Source organism: Planococcus sp. CP5-4_YE (genome assembly GCF_019042655.1).
Lineage (GTDB): Bacteria > Bacillota > Bacilli > Bacillales_A > Planococcaceae > Planococcus.
On record NZ_JAHPZO010000004.1, the window covers coordinates 202,370 to 222,158 of the forward strand.

General features: G+C 48.5%; 15 protein-coding genes. 3 read left to right on the plus strand and 12 right to left on the minus strand.

The features are described from left to right. Nucleotides 1-13: 13 nt before the first annotated feature. The 3 genes from KTG14_RS07595 to rlmN form a co-directional block, all read right to left on the minus strand. Nucleotides 14-772 carry a YkuS family protein gene (locus KTG14_RS07595; RefSeq protein ID WP_216970357.1) on the minus strand — a complete coding sequence of 253 codons (759 nt, stop codon included), beginning with the start codon at nucleotides 770-772 and terminating at the stop codon, nucleotides 14-16. Nucleotides 773-1,367: 595 nt separating this feature from the next. Next, nucleotides 1,368-2,492 (minus strand): ABC transporter ATP-binding protein, encoded by a 1,125-nt coding sequence (locus KTG14_RS07600; RefSeq protein WP_216970358.1) that lies wholly within the window; start codon nucleotides 2,490-2,492, stop codon nucleotides 1,368-1,370. Between the two features lie 288 nt (nucleotides 2,493-2,780). Next, nucleotides 2,781-3,854 (minus strand): dual-specificity RNA methyltransferase RlmN, encoded by a 1,074-nt coding sequence (rlmN, locus tag KTG14_RS07605; RefSeq protein WP_068464943.1) that lies wholly within the window; start codon nucleotides 3,852-3,854, stop codon nucleotides 2,781-2,783. 165 nt (nucleotides 3,855-4,019) lie between these two features. Between rlmN and KTG14_RS07610 the strand changes: the two genes are divergently transcribed. Next, nucleotides 4,020-4,487: a VOC family protein gene (locus KTG14_RS07610; protein WP_216970359.1), complete on the plus strand. Its 468-nt coding sequence runs from the start codon at nucleotides 4,020-4,022 to the stop codon at nucleotides 4,485-4,487. Nucleotides 4,488-4,529: 42 nt separating this feature from the next. On the opposite strand, the gene KTG14_RS07615 is transcribed toward KTG14_RS07610, so the two are convergent. The 3 genes from KTG14_RS07615 to KTG14_RS07625 all read right to left on the minus strand — a co-directional run bounded on the left by KTG14_RS07615 (nucleotide 4,530) and on the right by KTG14_RS07625 (nucleotide 8,540). Beyond that, a complete protein-coding gene (locus tag KTG14_RS07615) occupies nucleotides 4,530-6,044 on the minus strand; it encodes a succinyl-CoA:acetate CoA-transferase ScpC (RefSeq protein ID WP_216970360.1) in 1,515 nt (504 codons plus the stop codon). A 245-nt stretch (nucleotides 6,045-6,289) separates the two neighbouring features. After that, on the minus strand, nucleotides 6,290-6,934 hold the full coding sequence (locus KTG14_RS07620) for a LytTR family DNA-binding domain-containing protein (RefSeq protein WP_216970361.1): 645 nt from the start codon (nucleotides 6,932-6,934) through the stop codon (nucleotides 6,290-6,292). Between the two features lie 100 nt (nucleotides 6,935-7,034). Then, on the minus strand, nucleotides 7,035-8,540 hold the full coding sequence (locus KTG14_RS07625) for a succinyl-CoA:acetate CoA-transferase ScpC (protein WP_216970398.1): 1,506 nt from the start codon (nucleotides 8,538-8,540) through the stop codon (nucleotides 7,035-7,037). A gap of 223 nt (nucleotides 8,541-8,763) precedes the next feature. Between KTG14_RS07625 and KTG14_RS07630 the strand changes: the two genes are divergently transcribed. Further along, nucleotides 8,764-9,969, plus strand: a complete 1,206-nt coding sequence (locus tag KTG14_RS07630; RefSeq protein WP_216970362.1) for an MFS transporter — start codon at nucleotides 8,764-8,766, stop codon at nucleotides 9,967-9,969. A gap of 269 nt (nucleotides 9,970-10,238) precedes the next feature. Beyond that, nucleotides 10,239-11,135: a MerR family transcriptional regulator gene (locus tag KTG14_RS07635; protein ID WP_216970363.1), complete on the plus strand. Its 897-nt coding sequence runs from the start codon at nucleotides 10,239-10,241 to the stop codon at nucleotides 11,133-11,135. Nucleotides 11,136-11,184: 49 nt separating this feature from the next. Here the strand turns inward: KTG14_RS07635 and KTG14_RS07640 are convergent, their stop codons facing one another. The 6 genes from KTG14_RS07640 to KTG14_RS07665 all read right to left on the minus strand — a co-directional run bounded on the left by KTG14_RS07640 (nucleotide 11,185) and on the right by KTG14_RS07665 (nucleotide 19,699). Beyond that, complete coding sequence (locus KTG14_RS07640; protein WP_216970364.1) at nucleotides 11,185-11,370, minus strand: hypothetical protein; 186 nt, start codon at nucleotides 11,368-11,370, stop codon at nucleotides 11,185-11,187. Nucleotides 11,371-11,820: 450 nt separating this feature from the next. Further along, on the minus strand, nucleotides 11,821-13,119 hold the full coding sequence (locus tag KTG14_RS07645; protein WP_216970365.1) for an NCS2 family permease: 1,299 nt from the start codon (nucleotides 13,117-13,119) through the stop codon (nucleotides 11,821-11,823). Nucleotides 13,120-13,386: 267 nt separating this feature from the next. Continuing rightward, nucleotides 13,387-14,598, minus strand: coding sequence for a NupC/NupG family nucleoside CNT transporter (locus tag KTG14_RS07650; protein WP_216970366.1), 1,212 nt, complete (start codon nucleotides 14,596-14,598; stop codon nucleotides 13,387-13,389). 126 nt (nucleotides 14,599-14,724) lie between these two features. After that, nucleotides 14,725-16,077, minus strand: coding sequence for a DHA2 family efflux MFS transporter permease subunit (locus KTG14_RS07655; protein WP_254178052.1), 1,353 nt, complete (start codon nucleotides 16,075-16,077; stop codon nucleotides 14,725-14,727). A 171-nt stretch (nucleotides 16,078-16,248) separates the two neighbouring features. After that, nucleotides 16,249-19,347: an efflux RND transporter permease subunit gene (locus KTG14_RS07660; protein WP_216970367.1), complete on the minus strand. Its 3,099-nt coding sequence runs from the start codon at nucleotides 19,345-19,347 to the stop codon at nucleotides 16,249-16,251. Nucleotides 19,348-19,453: 106 nt separating this feature from the next. After that, nucleotides 19,454-19,699, minus strand: a complete 246-nt coding sequence (locus tag KTG14_RS07665; RefSeq protein ID WP_211655283.1) for a hypothetical protein — start codon at nucleotides 19,697-19,699, stop codon at nucleotides 19,454-19,456. Between the last annotated feature and the right edge of the window lie 90 nt (nucleotides 19,700-19,789).

A 19,789-nucleotide genomic window follows, 5' to 3' on the forward strand; every position in this document is an offset into this window, starting at 1 on the left:
CCTTTATTCATGATTAATTATTCTTTTTTGCATCGGTTGGCTCGACTTTAATCTCGCCGTCTGAGTTTTTGCCGAGTGATGACTCGCCGAATTCCACGACATCTACGCCACCCGCATCTTTCTCAGCTTTCTTCACTTCTTTTTCTACTTTCTTTTCGGCCTTATCATGCTCTTTTTGGGCTTTTTCTTCTTTCTTCTCTTCTTTTTCTTCTGCTTTTTCTTGCTGCTTCACTTCTTTTTCGATCGCTTTTTCTTGCTTCTTCACTTCTTTTTCTTCTTTCTTCTCATCACGCTTCGTTTTCAGTTCATCAGCTTTCACTTTCGCCTGTTCGATGGAAGTGTTCACTTTTTCACTTGAATCCGAAGTCTTCGCTTTCACTTGCTCCTGCAGTTCCTTACCGCTCTTAGGGGCAAGTAAGAGGCCTGCTGCAGCGCCGATCAAAGCACCTGTCACAGCGCCGGCAACGAAGCTTCCGCCGCCTCCGCCTGATTCAGAGCCGTATTCCGTTGCCATTGGCTCAGGCGACTGGATTTTGCCTTGACGCACGAGACGCTCTTCGACTTCTTCCACAATTTCAAACAATGTGCGCCCTCTTGCTTCAACTAATGAAACGCTCATGTGGAAATCCGTCAAATCTTCTTGGTCACGGACGACCACTACGTCGTAATCTGTAGCATCTGTTTTCTTTTCAAGCATTTCTGCACGATACCCTTTTTGTGCTAATGCATCGCGTACTGATGTAAATGGATGTTCAACTGCAATTTTCACCATTCTGTGTCCACTCCTTTTTTTTGAAAACTCTATGTTAGAATGTTTTCCCCTAATCCTCCTCTCTAAACTTATCCTTTGCGAACTCCCCCATTTTTTTCAAATTTTCACGCTTTGAATAGCTTAATGAGTTTACTTATTCATAATGAGGTGTTTTGGGATCGGTTTTAGTATCAGGTGGAGAGTCGCCGGCCTACTTTGGGTTGGCCTCTTGCCATAAGTCAGGAAAAGCACCTGTCTTATGGCATCGGCTCACCCTTGGCGCAGGTCGGCTTTAAGATTTCGTTGAGACGTGTGTGTTTAATTGGGTGTGCTTCTCAAGTATTCATCGAACTGTGGGGGAATCGCTTCCTGCTTCACGGTATTAGGTGAGGCATTTTATATTCGCTTCGAGCATCAGGTGGGGAGTCGCCGGCCTGCTTTGGGTTGGCCTCTTGCCATAAGCCAATGGATTGGCGGAAGGAAGTTGAGCTTATACATTGGTTAAGCTTCTTATTGACGGCTTCAAATTATTATTAATCCTCCCGATTAGCGGTTATTCGTCGATTCGATACAAAGAACCCCAACCGGCGTTTGAGCCGGTCGGGGCCTATGGATTTTATACGGTTACTGCTGTACGTTCTAATGCCTTGATGCGTGTTCCGGTTTCGGCATCAAAGAAATGAACGTGCGTCATGTCAAAGGCGAGGGTCGCTTGATGCCCTGCTTCGATTATAGTTGCTGCGTCGACGCGGGCGATGAATTCCTGGTCTTCGTAGACTGCGTGAAGAATCGTCTCCGCGCCTGTCAGTTCGGATACGGTGATCGTTGCATCAAATTCGCTTGCCGGTATTCCGGACAGATCTTCGTTATTGACGTGGATATGTTCTGGGCGGATGCCAAGTGTGATCGGCTTATTGTCATAACCTTCCGCTTTCAGCATATCCAATAATTTTGAAGGAATCGCCATCTTTTTAGTGCCTACAGCAAAAGTGCCATCGATTAACTGCCCTTCAAAGAAGTTCATTGCCGGTGAACCGATAAAACCCCCGACAAAGCGATTTTCTGGGAAATCATAGACTTCTTTTGGCGTGCCTACTTGTTGGATTAAACCGTCTTTCATAACGACGATGCGTGAAGCCATTGTCATCGCTTCTGTTTGGTCATGGGTGACGTAGATCGTTGTTGTTTTCAGGCGGTTATGCAATTTGGAGATCTCAGCGCGCATTTGCACACGTAGTTTTGCATCCAGATTTGATAAGGGCTCGTCCATCAAGAAGACTTTGGCGTCCCGAACAATGGCACGTCCGAGAGCTACACGCTGGCGCTGCCCGCCTGAGAGTGCTTTCGGTTTTCTGTTCAGGTAGTCTTCCAGTCCGAGGATCGCGGCAGCTTCATCTACACGTTGTTTAATCTCCGACTTTTTGAATTTTCTCAGCTTCAACCCAAATGCCATATTTTCATAAACGGTCATATGAGGATACAAAGCATAGTTTTGAAATACCATGGCGATATCGCGTTCTTTTGGCTCCACATCGTTCATGCGTTTTCCATCGATAAAGAATTCACCTTCTGAAATCTCTTCCAATCCCGCAATCATTCGCAAAGTTGTTGATTTCCCACACCCCGAAGGGCCGACAAACACGATAAATTCTTCATCTTTTATATGTAAATTGAAATCACTGACTGCCAATGCGCCTTTGTCATAGCGTTTGCCTAATTGCTCAATTTTAATTTCTGACATTTCCCATTCTCCTCTAAAGCGTTTTCTTTCATTATAGAGAATTTGCAGTAAATTACAAATACAATTGTGCAAACGTTTTCCTAAATACATTCTATAGAGTCAATATCCCCGCATTTCGGGAGGCTGCCGATTAATAAAGTCCTTTTTATGGCGTTTTTTTCAAAATTGCACAAGTTCTGTTCCACCCCATTAAACCTGCATTACTTACTCCCCATCAAATTCTGGCCCCCTTTTCGGTCAATGCAAAAAGCCCCCGAAAAATTCGGGAGCTTGCTGCCTATCATGCAATTAGACCGTTGCCGGTTTTTTCTCTTTTTTGATTTGCTTGCTGCGAAGTTGTCCGCAGGCAGCGTCGATATCTGCACCTTGTTCGTGGCGGACACCGCAATTGATGCCTTTTTTCTTCAATGCATCATAGAATGCACTGATGGCTTCAGGCGTGCTTTGCTGGTATTGGTCGTGCTCATCGACCGAGTTGTAAGGGATCAAGTTGACGTAAGATAAATGACGCTTGTTTTCAAGCAATTTCGCCAGCTTGTTCGCTTCTTCGACATGGTCGTTGACATCGCGCAGCATAATATATTCAAAAGTGATGCGGCGATTCGATTTTTCCAAGTAATAATCGATAGACTCCATCAATTTTTCAACTGGGTACGCTTTGTTGATCTTCATAATGCGTGAACGCAATTCGTTCGTCGGGGCATGGATGGAAATCGCCAAGTTGACTTGCAAGCCTTCGTCCGCATAATCGTAAATCTTCGGTACGATACCGCTTGTTGAAACTGTGATGTGACGCGCTCCGATTGCCAATCCTTTTTGGGAATTGACGACGTGGAGGAAATCCATCAAGTTCGTGTAGTTATCGAATGGTTCGCCGATACCCATGACAACGATATGGCTGACACGCTCTTCTTTTTGCTCTGCGTCGAAATGCGCTTGTACTTGCATGATTTGTTCAACGATCTCGCCTGCGTTCAAGTCACGGCTTTTCTTCAACAGGCCGCTTGCGCAGAAACTGCAACCAATGTTACAGCCGACTTGTGTCGTTACACAGACCGAGTTGCCGTATTTAAAGCGCATGAGAACCGTTTCGATCAAGTTGCCATCCTGCAAACGGAAAAGGAATTTGATCGTGCCATCAGACGATTCCTGCTTAACTGCCTGGTCCAATGTACGGATCGCAAAATTGTTTTCCAAAAGCTCAATGCAATCCTTCGATAAGTTCTTCATCTCCGAGAATTCAGTGACACGTTTAATATAAAGCCAATCCCACACTTGTTCTGCGCGGTATTTCTTCTGGCCATTTTCCACAAACCAATCTTTTAATTGTTCTATCGTCAATCCATAGATGGAATTTTTCATATTAGGACCCTCATTTCAGAATTTCACAATTGCTTATTATAATACTAAAAATCCAGTCTGGCAACAACTATTTTTGACTGATTCATGCAGGACAAGCTGTATTTCTGCATATTTCCGCACGCAGAAGGGTACAGAATCAGTACAGCAAAAAGGAGGAGAATCATCATGGCAGCAATTACGCATGTGGGGCTGGCGGTCCCCGATTTAGACAAGGCAATTAAATGGTACCGAAAAGTATTCGATTTTCACATTTTGGCGGGACCGTTTGAATTTGATGCAGAAACAGAAGGCCCGGAGTCAATGACAAACGATCTACAGGGGCCAGAGATCCGCAAGATGCGCAATGTTCATCTTATGTCTTCGGACGGCTTCGGCATCGAGCTATTCGAATTCCAGGACCCTTCTTTTTCTGAAGAGCCGCCGCGGCATGCAGGATTTTTCCATATTGCCTTGGTGGTCGATGATATCGTCGAAACGATTGAACGCATCGTCCAAAATGGCGGGCGCCAGCGCAGCAAAATGTGGAACATCAACAAAGGCAAGCCGCATTATTTGGTCTATACCGAAGACCCATTCGGCAACATCATTGAACTGTATTCCCGCAATACTTCCGAAATGTACGGAAATCGTTGAACAAAAGAAACCGGATAGCCACATAGGCTATCCGGTTTTGTTTTAGACTAATTGTTCTTTTTTTGCGAGCATCGTGCCGTTTTTTGCGAATGATTCGTGCCATGAGAAAGCTTTCTCGAGCACGTGCGGCGTCTGGCCTCCGCGTGTCAGCGCTTCTTCGTAATACTCACGCATTTGCGGACGGTAATCCGGGTGTACGCAGTTTTCGATAATGACTTCCACGCGTTGACGGGGCGCCAGTCCACGAAGATCGGCATAGCCTTGCTCGGTGACGACTACATCGACATCGTGCTCGGTATGATCGATATGCGTAGCGAACGGTACTACGCTTGAAATCTTGCCGTCTTTCGCGGTGGATTTCGTGACAAAGATGGCGAGGCGCGCGTTGCGGGCGAAATCGCCTGAACCACCGATGCCGTTCATCATTTTCGTGCCGGAAACATGTGTAGAGTTGACGTTTCCATACACATCAAATTCCAATGCCGTGTTGATCGCAATCAGGCCGAGTCGACGAACGACTTCTGGATGATTCGAAATTTCCTGCGGGCGCATAATGATTTTGTCGCGATACTGGTCAAATTCACTGAAAACCTGCTCCATCTTCGGTTCCGATAAAGTAATCGAGCAGCAAGAGGCAAAATCGACTTTTCCTGCATCCATCAACTCGAATACGGCATCTTGCAAGACTTCCGAATAGACTTCCAAGTGCTCGAACTCCGAATCAATCATACCGTGCAACACTGCGTTTGCCACAGAGCCGATCCCCGATTGAAGCGGAGCCAGTTTTTCCGTCAAGCGGCCGGACGCAATTTCGCTGCGGAAAAAGTTCAGCAGATGGTCAGCCATGATTTTCGTGTCTTGATCCGGCGCCATAATAGTTGAAGGAGAATCTTCCTGATGGTTAAAGACGATACCGCGCACGCGATCCATATCCATCGGGATGCCTGTTGTGCCGATGCGCTGGTCGACAGAAGTTAACGGAATCGGGTCACGCTCGCCTTGTGTGCCAGTATCGTAAATATCGTGAATGTCCTCGAATAATTCAGGCTGCGCTGTATTTATTTCCACGATGATATTTTTGGCGTGTTTCACGAATATGGAAGAGTTGCCGACAGAGGTAGTCGGAATGATCATGCCGTCTTCTGTAATGGATAAAGCCTCCACGATCGCGAAATCGATTGGTTCGATGGCCCCCGTACGGATCCATTCTGCGGTGTGAGACAAATGATGATCCAGAAAATACATGTCCCCTGCATTGATCGCTTTACGCATGGCAGGGTCTGCTTGGAAAGGCAAACGCTTATTGACGATTCCCGCTTCTGCGAATAGCCGGTCAACATCAGAGCCCAGAGAAGCTCCGGTAAAGACGTTAACTCTAAAGTTTTCAGTTTTCGCACGTTCCACCAGCGCGTACGAGACCGCTTTTACATCGCCTGCTCTTGTAAATCCGCTAAGTCCGAGTGTCATGCCGTCTTGAATCCACCCAGCCGCTTCTTGCGCTGTGACTACACGATTCTGTAATTCTGCCGCTTTGATCCGCTCGAGGTTCTTTTCCATTCCATCCACACTCTCTTTCTGTATGTTTAATCTAATATATGCCATTTTTTGAAGCGTTTTCATAATATTGAACGGTATTGTGTTGCTTCCACTAAAAAAACAGGATGCAGAACACCCAATTTACTTGTGTGACTAATATTAATGATAACGCGCAGCAGAGCGAAACAGGAAATATTGGTACAGAAAAGTAGATACCCTGGGCCAAACAGAAAATCGGCTGTCCGAGGCAGCATTTTCATGCGTCCTCAGAAGCCGAGTAGTTTGCGGAAATAACTGGAATACGATTGGCTGACTGGCAAGCGTTCTCCGTTATCCATCGCTAGCAAAAATGTCGAATGGGTATCGGGATAAATTTCTTCAATATGATGGACATTGACGATAAACGACCGGTGGCAACGAATAAATGAATCCCTCGGCAGCAAATATTCGAATTCCTGCAGGGAGTTTTTATTGGTTCCGGAGAAATCCGCGGCATGGACATGGGTTTTTCGATCCTTCACTTCGAGATAGCGGACATCACTGAATGGAATCGGTTTCCAGCCATCCGGGCTTTTTACCGTCACGACCGATTTCCCTTCTGTATAGGCCGGGTAGATCGCCATGACACAGCCCGCGAGCACGCCGCCTTCTTCAAACGGCACCGCCATGCCATGATAAGGCACCCCGAACACTTCACGGTTGATGAATTCCGATGCTTTTTGGCCGGTCGTCAGCGCTTTATGGGCGATGGTGCCTTCACGCACTTTATCCCCTGGCTTGATCTTCAAATCAATGCGTTTGCTCGGGCGATAATAGGTATACTCTTCCATATCAGAGACCGCTATCGAGACTTCGTCGGAGAATAGCTCCCCCATCACATCCAATAGCGGGCCGGGTGTAATTTTTTCCATCGCGCGCGAGCCTCCAATAATATTTAAGTGGTATTAGTATACATGACTTTGCATGAACAGAAAAGTTGGCCTCACGGCTGTCGCATCAGTTCCTTGGAAATTATGGCGATTTCTTTAACATCGTACCGGTGCGCATGTATCTTGCATGCCATGACAATGCTTCATCCAGGATATGCGGCGTATGCCCCCCTTGAGCGATTGCCTCGTTAAAGTAATCCTGCAGCTGCGAACGGTAATCCGGATGGACGCAATTCGCGATGATCCGCTCCGCCCGTTCACGGGGCGCCAAATTGCGGATATCGGCAAAGCCGTGCTCTGTGACCAACACGTCTACATCATGTTCTGTGTGGTCGATATGGGAAGCGAACGGCACAACACAAGAAATCCTTCCATTCTTGGTGGTGGATTTGGTGACGAAAATGGCGAGCTGCGCATTGCGCCCAAAATCACCCGATCCGCCGATGCCGTTCATCATTTTCGTTCCGGCAATATGAGTTGAATTGACATTGCCGTATAAATCGAATTCCAACGCGGTATTGATGGAAATAAGCCCGAGGCGCCGAATGATTTCTGGGTGATTGGAAATTTCCTGCGGCCGCAGCACCAATCGATCTCTGTAGCGGCCGAAGTTTTGATAGATCCTTTCCATATAAGGCTCGGATAAAGTAATCGCCGAAGCAGATGCAAAGACTGCCTTGCCGGAATCGAGCAAATCGAACACAGCATCTTGCAGCACTTCGGAATACAGTTCCAACCCGTCAAATTCCGAATTGATCAAGCCATGCAGCACCGCATTTGCAACAGATCCGACACCCGATTGAAGCGGAGGGAGACTTTTGCTCAAGCGGCCGGCCTGCACTTCGCCACGCAGGAACCTAAGCAAGTGTCCCGCCATGATGTCCGTTTCCTCATCAGGCGGATCGATTGGCGAGGGCGAATCCGCTTGATTGGTCCAAACGATGCCTTTGACTTTCGATGGATCGACCCGGATGCCATTCGAGCCAATACGGTTCCTCGGCGAGACGAGCGGGATCGGCTGGCGCTTTCCAAGCGCTTCCGCCTCGTAGCAATCGTGGAGCCCTTCGAGTTCCAAGGGCTGTGCTGTATTGATCTCGATGATGACCTGTTTCGCATGACGGGTGAATACCATCGAGTTGCCAACGGAAGTGGTGGGGATTATCAAGCCTTCCTGCGTGATGCCAAGCGCTTCAATAATCGCAAAATCTAAAGGCCCCGTAACTCCCCCTCTGACCCATTCCGCTGTTTGGGATAAATGGTGATCTACAAATTGCACCTCGCCCGAATTGATCGCAGAACGCATGACCGGATCGGACTGATACGGCGCGCGTTTTCGGACGATGCCAGCCTGTGCGAAGCGCCCGTCGATTCCGGAGCCGAGAGAAGCACCAGTGTAGACATCGATTTGAAAACGCTCTTGCTCCCTGCGCTTGGCTAAGGCATTGGGTACGGCCTTGGCGTCGCCTGCTCGCGTGAATCCGCTCAGCCCAATCGCCATGCCGTCTGTTACCCAGGAGGCTGCCTGTTCAGCACTAACGATTCGTTCATGCAAAGCCGTTAATTTGATTCGTTCGATTCGTTGTTCCATCGTCATCCCCTTCCCCTTGTCCATCTTGGATATTATCTTATACCCTTGTAGACACACCCCTCAACCCGTTTCGTTTTTCAGCATCCGATATGCTTTCAGACTGACAGAAAAGAATATTTTTTACCGATTGCAAAGTGATTGACAAGCTTCAGAAGTATCCATAGTATGAGGAAGTCAATACAACTGTCATGTATACGTATATATAAGAAAGAAGGCTCTCCCAATGTCCAAAGACCAACGCAAAAAGATCTTGATTTTGATGATCAATATGTTCATTGCCATCGCCAGTTTCGGCATCATCATCCCGATCCTGCCGTCTTATCTCGTGTCCATCGACCAAGGCGGCATGGCAGCCGGCTTGATGATCGCCATCTTCGCTGCTGCCCAGTTCCTGTTCTCGCCGATCGCTGGTAAATGGGCAGACCAATACGGACGCCGCATCATGATCATCTGGGGTCTTGCGGGACTGACCTTATCAATGTTTATCTTCTACGCTTCCGACTTTATTTGGGTGCTGTATTTCTCCCGCGTCATCGGGGGAATCGGCGCTGCCATGCTTGTGCCGGCCATTTTCGCTTACATCGCTGACATCACTACTTTCGACCAACGCGCTAAAGGCACAAGCCTTGTCTCTGCGGCCATGTCACTCGGCATCGTTATCGGGCCCGGGATCGGTGGATTTCTCGCCGATTACAGCATAAAGCTGCCATTTCTCGTATCAGCGCTCGTATCCCTTGCAGCGGTGCTGTTTTCGGTTTTCGTCTTGAAAGACAGCGACGCCGAAAAAGCGGATCCGGACCTCGCCTTGACAATGACCCAATCCGAATCGATGTTCAAAAAGATCGGCCGCTCGACGTCGGTTCCTTACTTTTTGCCGTTGGTCATCACGCTGGTCATGAGTTTCGGCTTGCTTGCCTACGAATCCGTCCTCGGGCTTTATCTCGACAATCAATTTAATTCCACTGCGAAAGACATCGCCTTCATGATTACCGCCACCGGTACGGTCAGTGTCATCGTTCAATTGTTCGTCGTTGACCGCATCGTCTCGCGCTTCGGTGAGATCGGCGTATTGATTACGTTCCTCGGCGTCGCAGCGGGCGGCTTTCTCGCATCGCTATTTGCGAGCAGTTACGTCATGTTTTTCGGGGTGTCACTGATCATTTTCCTGGCAACTTCGATTTTGCGTCCGGTCTTGAATACATTGATTTCAAAACTTGCAGAAGGCGAAGTCGGTTTTGCCATGGGCATGAACAATGCCTATATGAGCATCGGCAACGTCATGGGACCGCTCCTGGCCGGTATTCTATTCGACATCAATATCATTTTCCCGTTCATTCTCGGTCTATTATTACTGTTGGCTACACTTATCATCACAGCCGGCTGGCAGCGCTCAAGATCTGCTAAGCAGGCACGCATAGTCGAACAATGATTCGAAGCTTCACCCAAACACTTACTACTGGATAAGTTTGTATCACTTTTATATTCGAAAAAAGACAGAGCAGCCGATAAGCTGCTCTGTCTTTTTTTCCAAAGAAAGGGTTTACTGTAAGGCTTTACACCAGTAGAAGGTGGGTTTTGTCTAGAGATTTGTTTTTTCTTGCCTTTTTCTGCTAACTGGAAAAGCCAATAGCTTTACGCTGGCGATAGATGGTTGTATAATATTTGTATAACAAAAAACTACGGAATGAAGGTCATGCTATGTACAACATCAAAGCTGCAGCCAAAATACTCGACATGCCTAAAGTGACCATCCGCTCCTGGGAGACGCGCTATAATGCCATTACGCCTGCGCGTACAGAATCGGGTCATCGCCTGTATTCCGATCAAAACTTAGAGGATTTGAAATGGCTGAAAATCCAAGTCCAGGAAAATGGCATGAAAATCAGTGAAGCTGTAAAACAATTGCACACTTCAAGGAAACAATTTTATCATCCGGAAGTTACCGATTCACATGAACCCATTGAGTATGCCAGGCAAATTGAAGAGCTGTACCAAGCCGCTGTAGAAATAGACATTGACCGTTTTAATTATTTGCTTGATTTGAAGTTCTCGCTATTTCACCACCAAACCGTCTTCTTCCATATCATTGCGCCGCTTATGGTGCGGATCGGTGCAGAATGGGAAAATGGCCAAATCAGCGTAGCCCATGAACATATGATCACCAATATCATCCAGCAGCGCTTCAACCAGTTTTTCCGGGTCTTCCCGGTAGCGCCCCATCTCCCGAAAGTTCTGGCGCTTAGCCCCAGTGGCGAACACCACCAGCTAGGATTGTTATTGTTCTCGTTGTTCTTGCGTGAAAACGGCTTCCAAGTCGTCTACACGGGACCGGATACGCCGCTTGATGGACTTGCTGAAATGGTGGCCAAGCAGGATTTTCAGTTGATTTGCATGTCAGTGATGACGCCAAAAAGCCGGCCAGTTGCGGAACAATACATCAAAGAACTTTCTGATGCTACGCCCGGCCTTCACTTTTTACTGGGCGGCCAAGGCATCGATTGCGATGATGAAAAAATCAACCGTTATTGCATCGGTACTTCACTTGAATCCTGGCAGCAATGGCTCGACGAATTTAAAACCGCCCGCTCATCTTAAACAAACACAAAAGCCATATGCGAAGGATTCCTTCGCACATGGCTTTTTTTTACTGGTTGTCGAGTTCCTGGTACTGTTTCATGAACGGCCCGCTGTCCGCCACTTCAGAATGGTAGAGCGCCTTCAATGCAAAGCTTTTCTCAAGCTCCATTTCCTTCATCAATACCTTCAGCCGTTTTTTCAGTTCCGGCTCCTGGTTGACCAATTTCTCCATATTCGATTTAAAATAGCGCATCGTGATCCGCTCCTTTTCTTTTATTATAACACGGCAAAGCAAAGAAAAAGCGCATCCATCAAACGGATGCGCTTTTTCACATGTCTGGATTCTTGAATCGTGTTTTCCGAAGCTTAAACCGACCGCTTTCCGTGGGCTCGCGCCCAAGCCTCCTCGGTTTTCGCTACTTTCGCTTTCGCTCAAGCATCACAAATGAATGAACTCGGCGTTGCCTCGCTCATTCATCCCCTGCGGGGTCTCGGTCGTCTCGCTGATCCACAGGAAAGATAAGATCGAACTCCGTGAGACCTTATCTTTGCGAACGTAATGCACAGCATTATTGAGCAGAAGGGTTTGCGGGCGGACGCTTCTACAAACACTTAGAAAGTTTGCAGACTATTTGTTGTGTAACATTAGTTGCTTTCTAATTTTAGCGACTTATTCTCAGTGTTTAAAAAATATGCGCTTTTTTTAGCCGACCACGTGAAACACATAATTGACGAAAAACAGACAAGCAATCACATAAAGAGCCGGGGAAACTTCACGCCATTTGCCGATCGCCACTTTCAGCACCGGATACAGGATAAACCCGATCGCAATGCCATCTGCGATGCTGTACGTAAACGGAATCAGCGCGATGATCAACAATGCCGGAAAAGTCTCGCTCATGTCCTTCATATCGAGATTCTTGATGTTTTGAAGCATCAACCCGCCGATGATGATTAAAATCGGCGCAATCGCGCTGTCGGGAATGATCTTGATCAGTGGAATGAAGAACGCTGCACCCATAAACAAAAAGCCGGCCGTCAGTGAAGTCAAACCGGTGCGTCCGCCAGCAGCCATCGCCGCTGCGCTTTCCACACTGGCCACCGTCGGACTAGTGCCCAGAAATCCTGAAGCCATCGTCGAAACGGACGTCGCCTGGAACGCACGCGAATACTTTTCCGAGCGGCCGATGAAATTCACCTGTCCGTGGACAAGGCCGATGTTTTCAAACACCAGCACCATCGTCAAGGAAAAGACCGCTACCCAGAACGTCGTCGACAAAAAGCCAGCGAACGACATCGAGCCGAACACCGCAAATGCTTCTGCTGGATTGACGCCTGGCTCGCTCACTTGGCTGAGGTCAATCATGCCGAAGAAATAGGCAATGACCGTTCCCAGCACAATAGTGATCAAAAAATTCCCCGGCACGTTGCGGATGAATAAAATGATCGCGAGCAAAAACGTCACAATCGTCGACAGCACAAGCGGATCCGATAGCGAACCGAGCGAAAGAATCGCGCCGTCGCCAGGACCCACAAGGCCGCCTTTTTCCAGACCTAACAGCATCAGAAATAGCCCAAGCCCAACCGTAATCGCTTCTTTCAGCGAATTTGGAACAGCCTCGCTGAGCATTTTTGAAAAGCGCGTAAACGCGACAAAGACGAAAATGACACCAGAGACAAAGACAACCGCAAGCGCTTCCTGCCAGCTCAAGCCCATCGACTGGACGAGCGTATAGGAGAACAATGCATTGATACCCATGCCTGGAATGAGCAGGATGGGCGCATTGCCCCAAAAGCCCATCAACAACGCTCCAACGACAGAAGCGGCAATGGTGCCGATAATGGCGTACTCGATCGGCATGCCGGACTCCGATAAAATCAGTGAGTTGACGGCGATGATGTACACTACAGTGAAAAACCCGATCAAGCCGGCTGTCATTTCCCGCTTGATGGTCGTCCCGTTTTCGTTAAGACCGAAAAATTGGTCCATCCAATTTGCCATAAGACATACCTTCTATGAAATTAGCCCTCTCCCTACCCGCTCTGCCTGAAAAATCAGGTAAGCCAAGATAGAAGTGTAATCCTAAAAAAAGCTACTGTCAAGGCTTTTCTCTTGAAAGGGATGGAGCCGATATGCAGGCCCCCAGCTCCACTTTCAACCAAACGATTGAAAATTCAGTAAAGAAAAAAACCGCCTGTTCCCTGCTCATCACATTAGATGAAAAAGGGAACGGACGGTTTTTAATGTAATTGAAGATGGAGCTATTGCTTAAACGAACATCCCAGCGATAGCCGCGCTCAAAAGCGACGCTAGCATACCGGCTGCAATGGCACGCATGCCGAGACGCGCGATTTCCGGGCGGCGGCTTGGCGCCATCGCACCGAGACCGCCAAGAAGGATGGCGAGTGAGCTGAAGTTAGCGAATCCACAAAGCGCGAAACTGACAATAATAACCGTTTTCGGGGATAGATTCGCAATTTCCGGCGCAAACGCCGTGTAGGCGACAAACTCGTTCAAAACGAGCTTTTGGCCGATAAAGCTTCCGGCCTGGACCGCTTCTTCCCACGGCACACCGATCGCAAATGCAAGCGGCGCGAAGATATAGCCGAGTATACCTTGGATGGTGATGTTTTCAGCACCAAAGTATCCGCCGATGCCACCAAGGACACCGTTCAATAAGGCAATTAACGCGATGAACGCAAGAAGCATCGCCCCGACATTCAATGCCAACTGAAGGCCATCTGAAGCCCCTCTTGCCGCGGCATCGACGACGTTGACCGATTGCTTGTCTTTTTCCATAACAAACTCTTTTTCTTCGACTTCTTCCTGTTCCGGAATCATGATTTTCGCCATGATCAAACCGGCAGGCGCCGCCATGAAACTTGCAGCGAGCAAGTATTCAAGCGGGACACCGAGAAGCGCATAGCCCGCAAGTGTAGAACCTGCGACCGATGCAAGCCCACCTGTCATGACCGCGAACAATTCCGACTTGGTCATGTTCGGAAGGAACGGGCGCACGACAAGCGGCGCTTCCGTTTGGCCGACGAAGATATTGGCCGATGCGGAAATCGATTCCGCTTTACTCGTACCGAGCAGCTTCGACAATGCCCCGCCGAGCAAACGAATGATCAATTGCATGATGTTCAAGTAATAAAGCACAGAAATTAGTGACGAGAAGAAAATGATGATCGTCAGCACTTGGAAAGCGAAGACGAACCCGAATCCTTCGGTGTCAGCCGCAGGACCGAACACAAACGCGATTCCTTCACCGGCGTAGTTGATGATGTTCTGGACGCCTTGCGACAATTTGAGCAAGGCCTGTCTGCCAAGTTCCCATTCCAACACCATAAACGCAAACGTAAGCTGTATGGCCAATCCGCCGAGAATCGTTCGCGGCTTGATGGATTTTTTCCCATCAGAGAATAAGAAAGCGATTCCAAGAACGACGATGATACCGAAGATGCCCCACAATAAATTCACAACTTCACCTCATTAGAAATATTTTTATCAGAAAATTGAACAAATTTTTATCATTCATTGTCTGTCGTCAGACATCTTACCAAATCTAATGGGATAAGTAAACATACATATTGTGACACCTTCTCATCACCCTTCGCTATGTTCCGGCTCTTTTGGATTTTTCATAAAAAATGCCAACACAATGCCAATGGCACTCAATACCCCGGTCACCATGAATGAAATATTGACCCCACGGATTAGCCCTTCCACGCCGTAGCGGCCCGGATCGAGCGCTGCGCTTGTCATGATGGTCACTAGCAGCGCCGTGCCGATCGACCCCGATACTTGGCGCATCGTATTGCTCATCGCCGTACCGTGCGGAATAAGGTCATCCGGCAATTGATTGAGTCCCGCAGTCGTCACAGGCATCATAACGAGTGCGACGCCAAGCATGCGGATGGCGTGCATGACGGTCAGATACACAAATGCAGTCTCTGCCGTCAGCACGGTAAACTGGAAAGTCGAACCGGTGACGATCGACAACCCGGCAACAGCCAGCCACTTCCCTCCGACTTTATCGAAAATCCGGCCGGCAATAGGGTTCATGAGCCCCATAATGATGGCACCCGGCAATAACATAAGACCCGATTCAAGAGCCGTAAACCCATGCATGTCCTGCATATAGATCGGCAAAATCGTGGCACTGCCGATCATGGTCACGAAGACGATAATGCTGAGAATCGTCGATAAGGTAAATATACCGTATTTAAAGACACGGAATTCCAGGATCGGCTGCTTGAGCCTGCCCTGCCGGCGGATAAAAAACGACAAAGCGATAGCCCCGACACTGATCGAAGCAATGACCGGCGTACTAGCCCATCCGGCGGCTCCGGCGCTTGAGAATCCGTAAAGCAAACCGCCGAACCCTAAAGTCGACAGCATGATCGATAAAATATCGATTTTCGGGAAAGTCCGTTCCGTTACATTGCGCAGGAAGAAATACGCCAGCACCAAATCAATGAGCGCAATCGGGATGACGATATAAAATAAAGACCGCCAAGGATATTGGCCAACCAAATAACCAGACAATGTTGGCCCGATCGCCGGTGCAAAGGAAATGATCAATCCGAACATGCCCATTGCCTGACCTCGTTTTTCAATCGGGAAGATGACAAACAGCACAGTTTGTGCGAGCGGTATCATGATGCCTGCACCTGATGCTTGAACGATGCGCCCAACCATCAAAGTTGCAAAGCCCGGCGCCAGCGCACAGATAATCGTTCCGGTGGCGAATAAGCCCATTGCCACAAAGAACAAATGGCGGGTCGTGTATTTATTAATTAAAAAAGCAGTAATCGGAATCATGACGCCATTGACGAGCATGAACACCGTCGTCAACCATTGCGCCGTGTTGGCAGTGATATCGAGATCTTCCATTATATGTGGCAAAGCGGTGGCGAGCAGCGTCTGATTGAGTATCGCCACAAACACGCCGGCCATCAATACCGCAAGCAACGGTTTCCTATATTTTTCTTCTAACTCTAAAGTCCCCAAACACATCGTCCCCTTTTTCAAAAATTGCCCTTTCTCTCCTGCTTACCCCATCAGGCAAGCTTTACTCTGCCCATAAAAACAAAAAGCCGCAAAGTCCGAAGACCTTGCAGCTTTCCATCAGGCGGTTTGTTTCTTGCCCTTGCGGTTGAATAAATAATACAAGGCCGGAATCATGATGAGTGTGAAAATCCCTGAGAACATGAGACCCGCAATGATGGTCACGGCCAAGGGTTCAAACAAAGGATCACCAGAAAACGCGACCGGCAAGAGTGCCACAATCGATGTTAAGGATGTTAACACAATTGGTTTGATACGCGCATATCCTGATTCGATAATCGCTTCTTCAATATTGAAATCTCCCGTCAAGCGGCGCGTTTCAACAAAGTCGATGAGCACAACCGCATTCCGTACGACAATCCCCGTCAAGGAGACGATCCCCATGACACCAAGGAAGCTGAGCGGCGTTTGCGTTAGGAACAAGCCTAAGATTGCTCCTGAGATACCGAGATAAACGGCAATCAAGACGAGGAACGGCAGGCCGAACGACTTGAACTGGAATGCGATGACCAGATAGACCAGCAACAGAACGACTAGGAACAAGATACCGATTTCAGCGAAGAACGCTTCTTGATCGGAGTTCTCCCCCCCGGTGGATAGTTCATAGCCTGCTGGCAAATCCGCGCGCGCATTGTCGACAACATCAAGCATCTGCGCTTCAAAGTCATCCGCTTCACCAAACGCACGAAGCGTGATGGCACGGTCTCCTGATCTATGTGGAACTTGTGCAAGCGATGTTGTTTCCTGTGCTGTCAATAGTTCATCCAGACCGATCAATTCAGGCGGCCCTGGCTGTGCAGCAGCTGGCGGTCCAGCTTCGCTGCCGGCTTGCGCTTCTTCACCGCTAGCAGCAGAACTGGCAGCCGGCAAGCTGAATTCAGAAAGCACGATCGGCTCGCCTTCTGTGATGCCTGCCTGCTTCAAGACCACTTCATAAGGCGTTTGCCCCTCATACAATGTATAAAGCGGCACGCCTTGCGTCAATAGCTGCAATTGATTGGTAACGGTCGACAAGGCGATGCCGTTGTCTTCGAGCGTTTGCTGTTCCGGCACATATTCAATCGCCGGTACCGCAGCCCCGAGGTTATCAGTTACAACACTCGCACCGTTTGCGAGCATCTCTTCTTCGAGCGTGTCACGGAGTGCGGCGAGTTCGTTGATGTCTTCACCTGTCGCCGTTACGGTCACTGGTGCGCCGACTGGCGGGCCTTGGACAATCGTCTCGAGGAAGATTTCCGCATCCGGGTAACGTTCGCGAAGCTCTGGCTGCCATTTATCGATAAACGCAGAAGCGGAAGTCGCTTCACGGTCGATACGGAATGCCACTTGGCCCGTATTAGCGCCTGTGTTGTCCATGGAGGCGGCAAAGAGATTTGGCAAGCCTTCTCCTGTAAAGACAGCCGTTTCGTTGACATCCGCGTCTTCAGAAGCGACTTCTTCAGTCACTTCCTGAATGAATGCATCGGTTTCTTCAATAGTTGTGCCTTCTGCAAGACGGACATTCATTGTCACTTCTTCCCGGTCTGCTTCAGGGAAAAATTCGAATGGCGTGAACAGTGCCAGCGATAGCAAGGCTGTCGCAATGACCAATCCGCCAACCCCGGTCAGCCAAGGATGTTTCAAAACGCCTTTTAATACTTTTTCGGAATACACTTGCGCCAGTTTTTCAAGCGGCTTGCCCAGGAAGCCTGGGGTATCCGAAATTTTACGTTTTTTGCGTTTCGTGCGCAAATATTGCATCATCGGCACGAGTGTAATCGACAAGACCGTAGAAGCTAAAATAGTCGTGATCAAGACACTTGGCAAGGCTTTGATGAACGCACCATTTCCTCCCGATAGCAATAACAGCGGAGAAAACGTCACGACAATGGCCAAACTGGACGACACGATCGAAGGATAGACTTCTTTGACGCCATTGATGGCTCCTGTCATCGCATTATCGCCCAGCTTGTAGCGCCGCTGGATGTTATCGTTGACGACGATGCTGTCATCGACCAATATCCCGATGGCAATAATCAAGCCGATGACCGAGATCTGGTTTAAATCGACACCGAGCGCCGGGATCGGAATAAGCCCGATCAACACGGATGCGAGTACCGTCAGTGCGACGGCAAATGCCCCGAAAAGCGTCAGTCCAGCGGTCGTAACAATTAATACTGCCAGCACCGCGATCAATAAAGAAACATAAAGCGAACTAAAAATTTCATTAACATTCTCAGCTTGTGAGACATAGCGTTCAGCTGAAATGCCAGAAGGCAAGTCTTCATTGAAGCCATTGATCACTTCGCTGACACGGTCATCGACAGACGGCACATCTTGTCCTGTCTGCAAAAAGACCGTATAGGAAACAGCCGGCTCGCCTTCAAATGTGACAATATCTTCCGCCGGCACTTCGGACAATTCGACTGACGCTACATCCGCAAGCGGCACAGCTGCCTGGCCGACCTGCAGTTCTCGCAATTTTTCAATGCCCTCGCTTTGCTGAACAGTCAAAACGAATTGCTGCTCGCCGTCGCTATGCGCGCCAAGAGACAAGGGCTGATTCGCCTGTTGCAAGCTTTGCAGCACTTCGAACGGCTGCAATTGATTTTCAGCAAGCGCATCGCCATCAAGCTCGATGACAACTTGCTCACCGTTCAACCCTTTTATTTGCGTTCCAGCCACACCCGCTACGGCTTCCACTTCGTCTGAAAGCCCGGCAAGCGGTTCTTCAAGTTCGGCAAGCCCCGCTTCATCTCCATAGAACATATAGGAAACCAATGGGAAAGTCAGGTCCAGCTTCTCGACGCTGATGTCCTGTGCTTGATCGGGGAAGCTGCCTGCTGCGCGCTGTGCCTGCTGCTGAATCGTATTGATCAAGCCGTCGGGTTCAATGCCATCTTCAATTTCCAGCGTAATGATGGAAGCGGAATTTGCAGAAATGGAATTCATCGAGACGATGCCGTCGATGCTCTGCAACTGCCTTTCGATCGGATTCGTGATGCTTGTCTCTACTTCTTCCGGCTCTGCACCTGGCAAGATCGTGGAGATCAGCACAAGTCCTGGAGGCGTTTCGGGAATTTCCCGCTGCGGCAGTGTAAGAAATGTATAAACACCGACCAGCATGAAGATCAGAATCAGAAAAATGAATAATTTGCTGCGTTCGAGTATATACTGCATAAGGATTCTCTCCCTCCAATTATTGTATAACTATTGTATAACTGCTAATCAGAAAGTACCACTTAAAACACTCGAGAACCGACCGAAAATTTCGGCCGGTTCTCAGTTAAATTTTTTCAGGGCGTCGCTGTTTTAGCAGGTATGCCCCGATAAACATTAAGAGAGGCGGCAAGATGCTTAATTTGAACACCCAGCTGTCATCCCCCATGAAGATGAGACCCATCGGCAACAGCGATGCAAGCCCTCCCCAAAACAACGCTTTCCACGATCTTTTCCAAACTCCATACAATCCGAGCAGCAGTGCAGCAATCACCAGCGACCACAATAAGATCCCCATCAGCAGGAAATCCATCTCCATGCGCCTCCGTTCGGTTATATACTTTAGTTATACTCCTTTTTATGATAAAAATCACTCATCAAGAGTGCTTTTTTACATTTTTAT

What these genes read in the sequence shown, in the direction of transcription:
- KTG14_RS07595 (WP_216970357.1), bottom strand. Translation starts at nt 772, where the DNA reads ATGGTGAAAATTGCAGTTGAACATCCATTTACATCAGTACGCGATGCA.
- KTG14_RS07600 (WP_216970358.1), bottom strand. Translation starts at nt 2,492, where the DNA reads ATGTCAGAAATTAAAATTGAGCAATTAGGCAAACGCTATGACAAAGGC.
- rlmN (WP_068464943.1), bottom strand. Translation starts at nt 3,854, where the DNA reads ATGAAAAATTCCATCTATGGATTGACGATAGAACAATTAAAAGATTGG.
- KTG14_RS07610 (WP_216970359.1), top strand. Translation starts at nt 4,020, where the DNA reads ATGGCAGCAATTACGCATGTGGGGCTGGCGGTCCCCGATTTAGACAAG.
- KTG14_RS07615 (WP_216970360.1), bottom strand. Translation starts at nt 6,044, where the DNA reads ATGGAAAAGAACCTCGAGCGGATCAAAGCGGCAGAATTACAGAATCGT.
- KTG14_RS07620 (WP_216970361.1), bottom strand. Translation starts at nt 6,934, where the DNA reads ATGGAAAAAATTACACCCGGCCCGCTATTGGATGTGATGGGGGAGCTA.
- KTG14_RS07625 (WP_216970398.1), bottom strand. Translation starts at nt 8,540, where the DNA reads ATGGAACAACGAATCGAACGAATCAAATTAACGGCTTTGCATGAACGA.
- KTG14_RS07630 (WP_216970362.1), top strand. Translation starts at nt 8,764, where the DNA reads ATGTCCAAAGACCAACGCAAAAAGATCTTGATTTTGATGATCAATATG.
- KTG14_RS07635 (WP_216970363.1), top strand. Translation starts at nt 10,239, where the DNA reads ATGTACAACATCAAAGCTGCAGCCAAAATACTCGACATGCCTAAAGTG.
- KTG14_RS07640 (WP_216970364.1), bottom strand. Translation starts at nt 11,370, where the DNA reads ATGCGCTATTTTAAATCGAATATGGAGAAATTGGTCAACCAGGAGCCG.
- KTG14_RS07645 (WP_216970365.1), bottom strand. Translation starts at nt 13,119, where the DNA reads ATGGCAAATTGGATGGACCAATTTTTCGGTCTTAACGAAAACGGGACG.
- KTG14_RS07655 (WP_254178052.1), bottom strand. Translation starts at nt 16,077, where the DNA reads ATGGCCGGCGTGTTTGTGGCGATACTCAATCAGACGCTGCTCGCCACC.
- KTG14_RS07660 (WP_216970367.1), bottom strand. Translation starts at nt 19,347, where the DNA reads ATGCAGTATATACTCGAACGCAGCAAATTATTCATTTTTCTGATTCTG.
- KTG14_RS07665 (WP_211655283.1), bottom strand. Translation starts at nt 19,699, where the DNA reads ATGGATTTCCTGCTGATGGGGATCTTATTGTGGTCGCTGGTGATTGCT.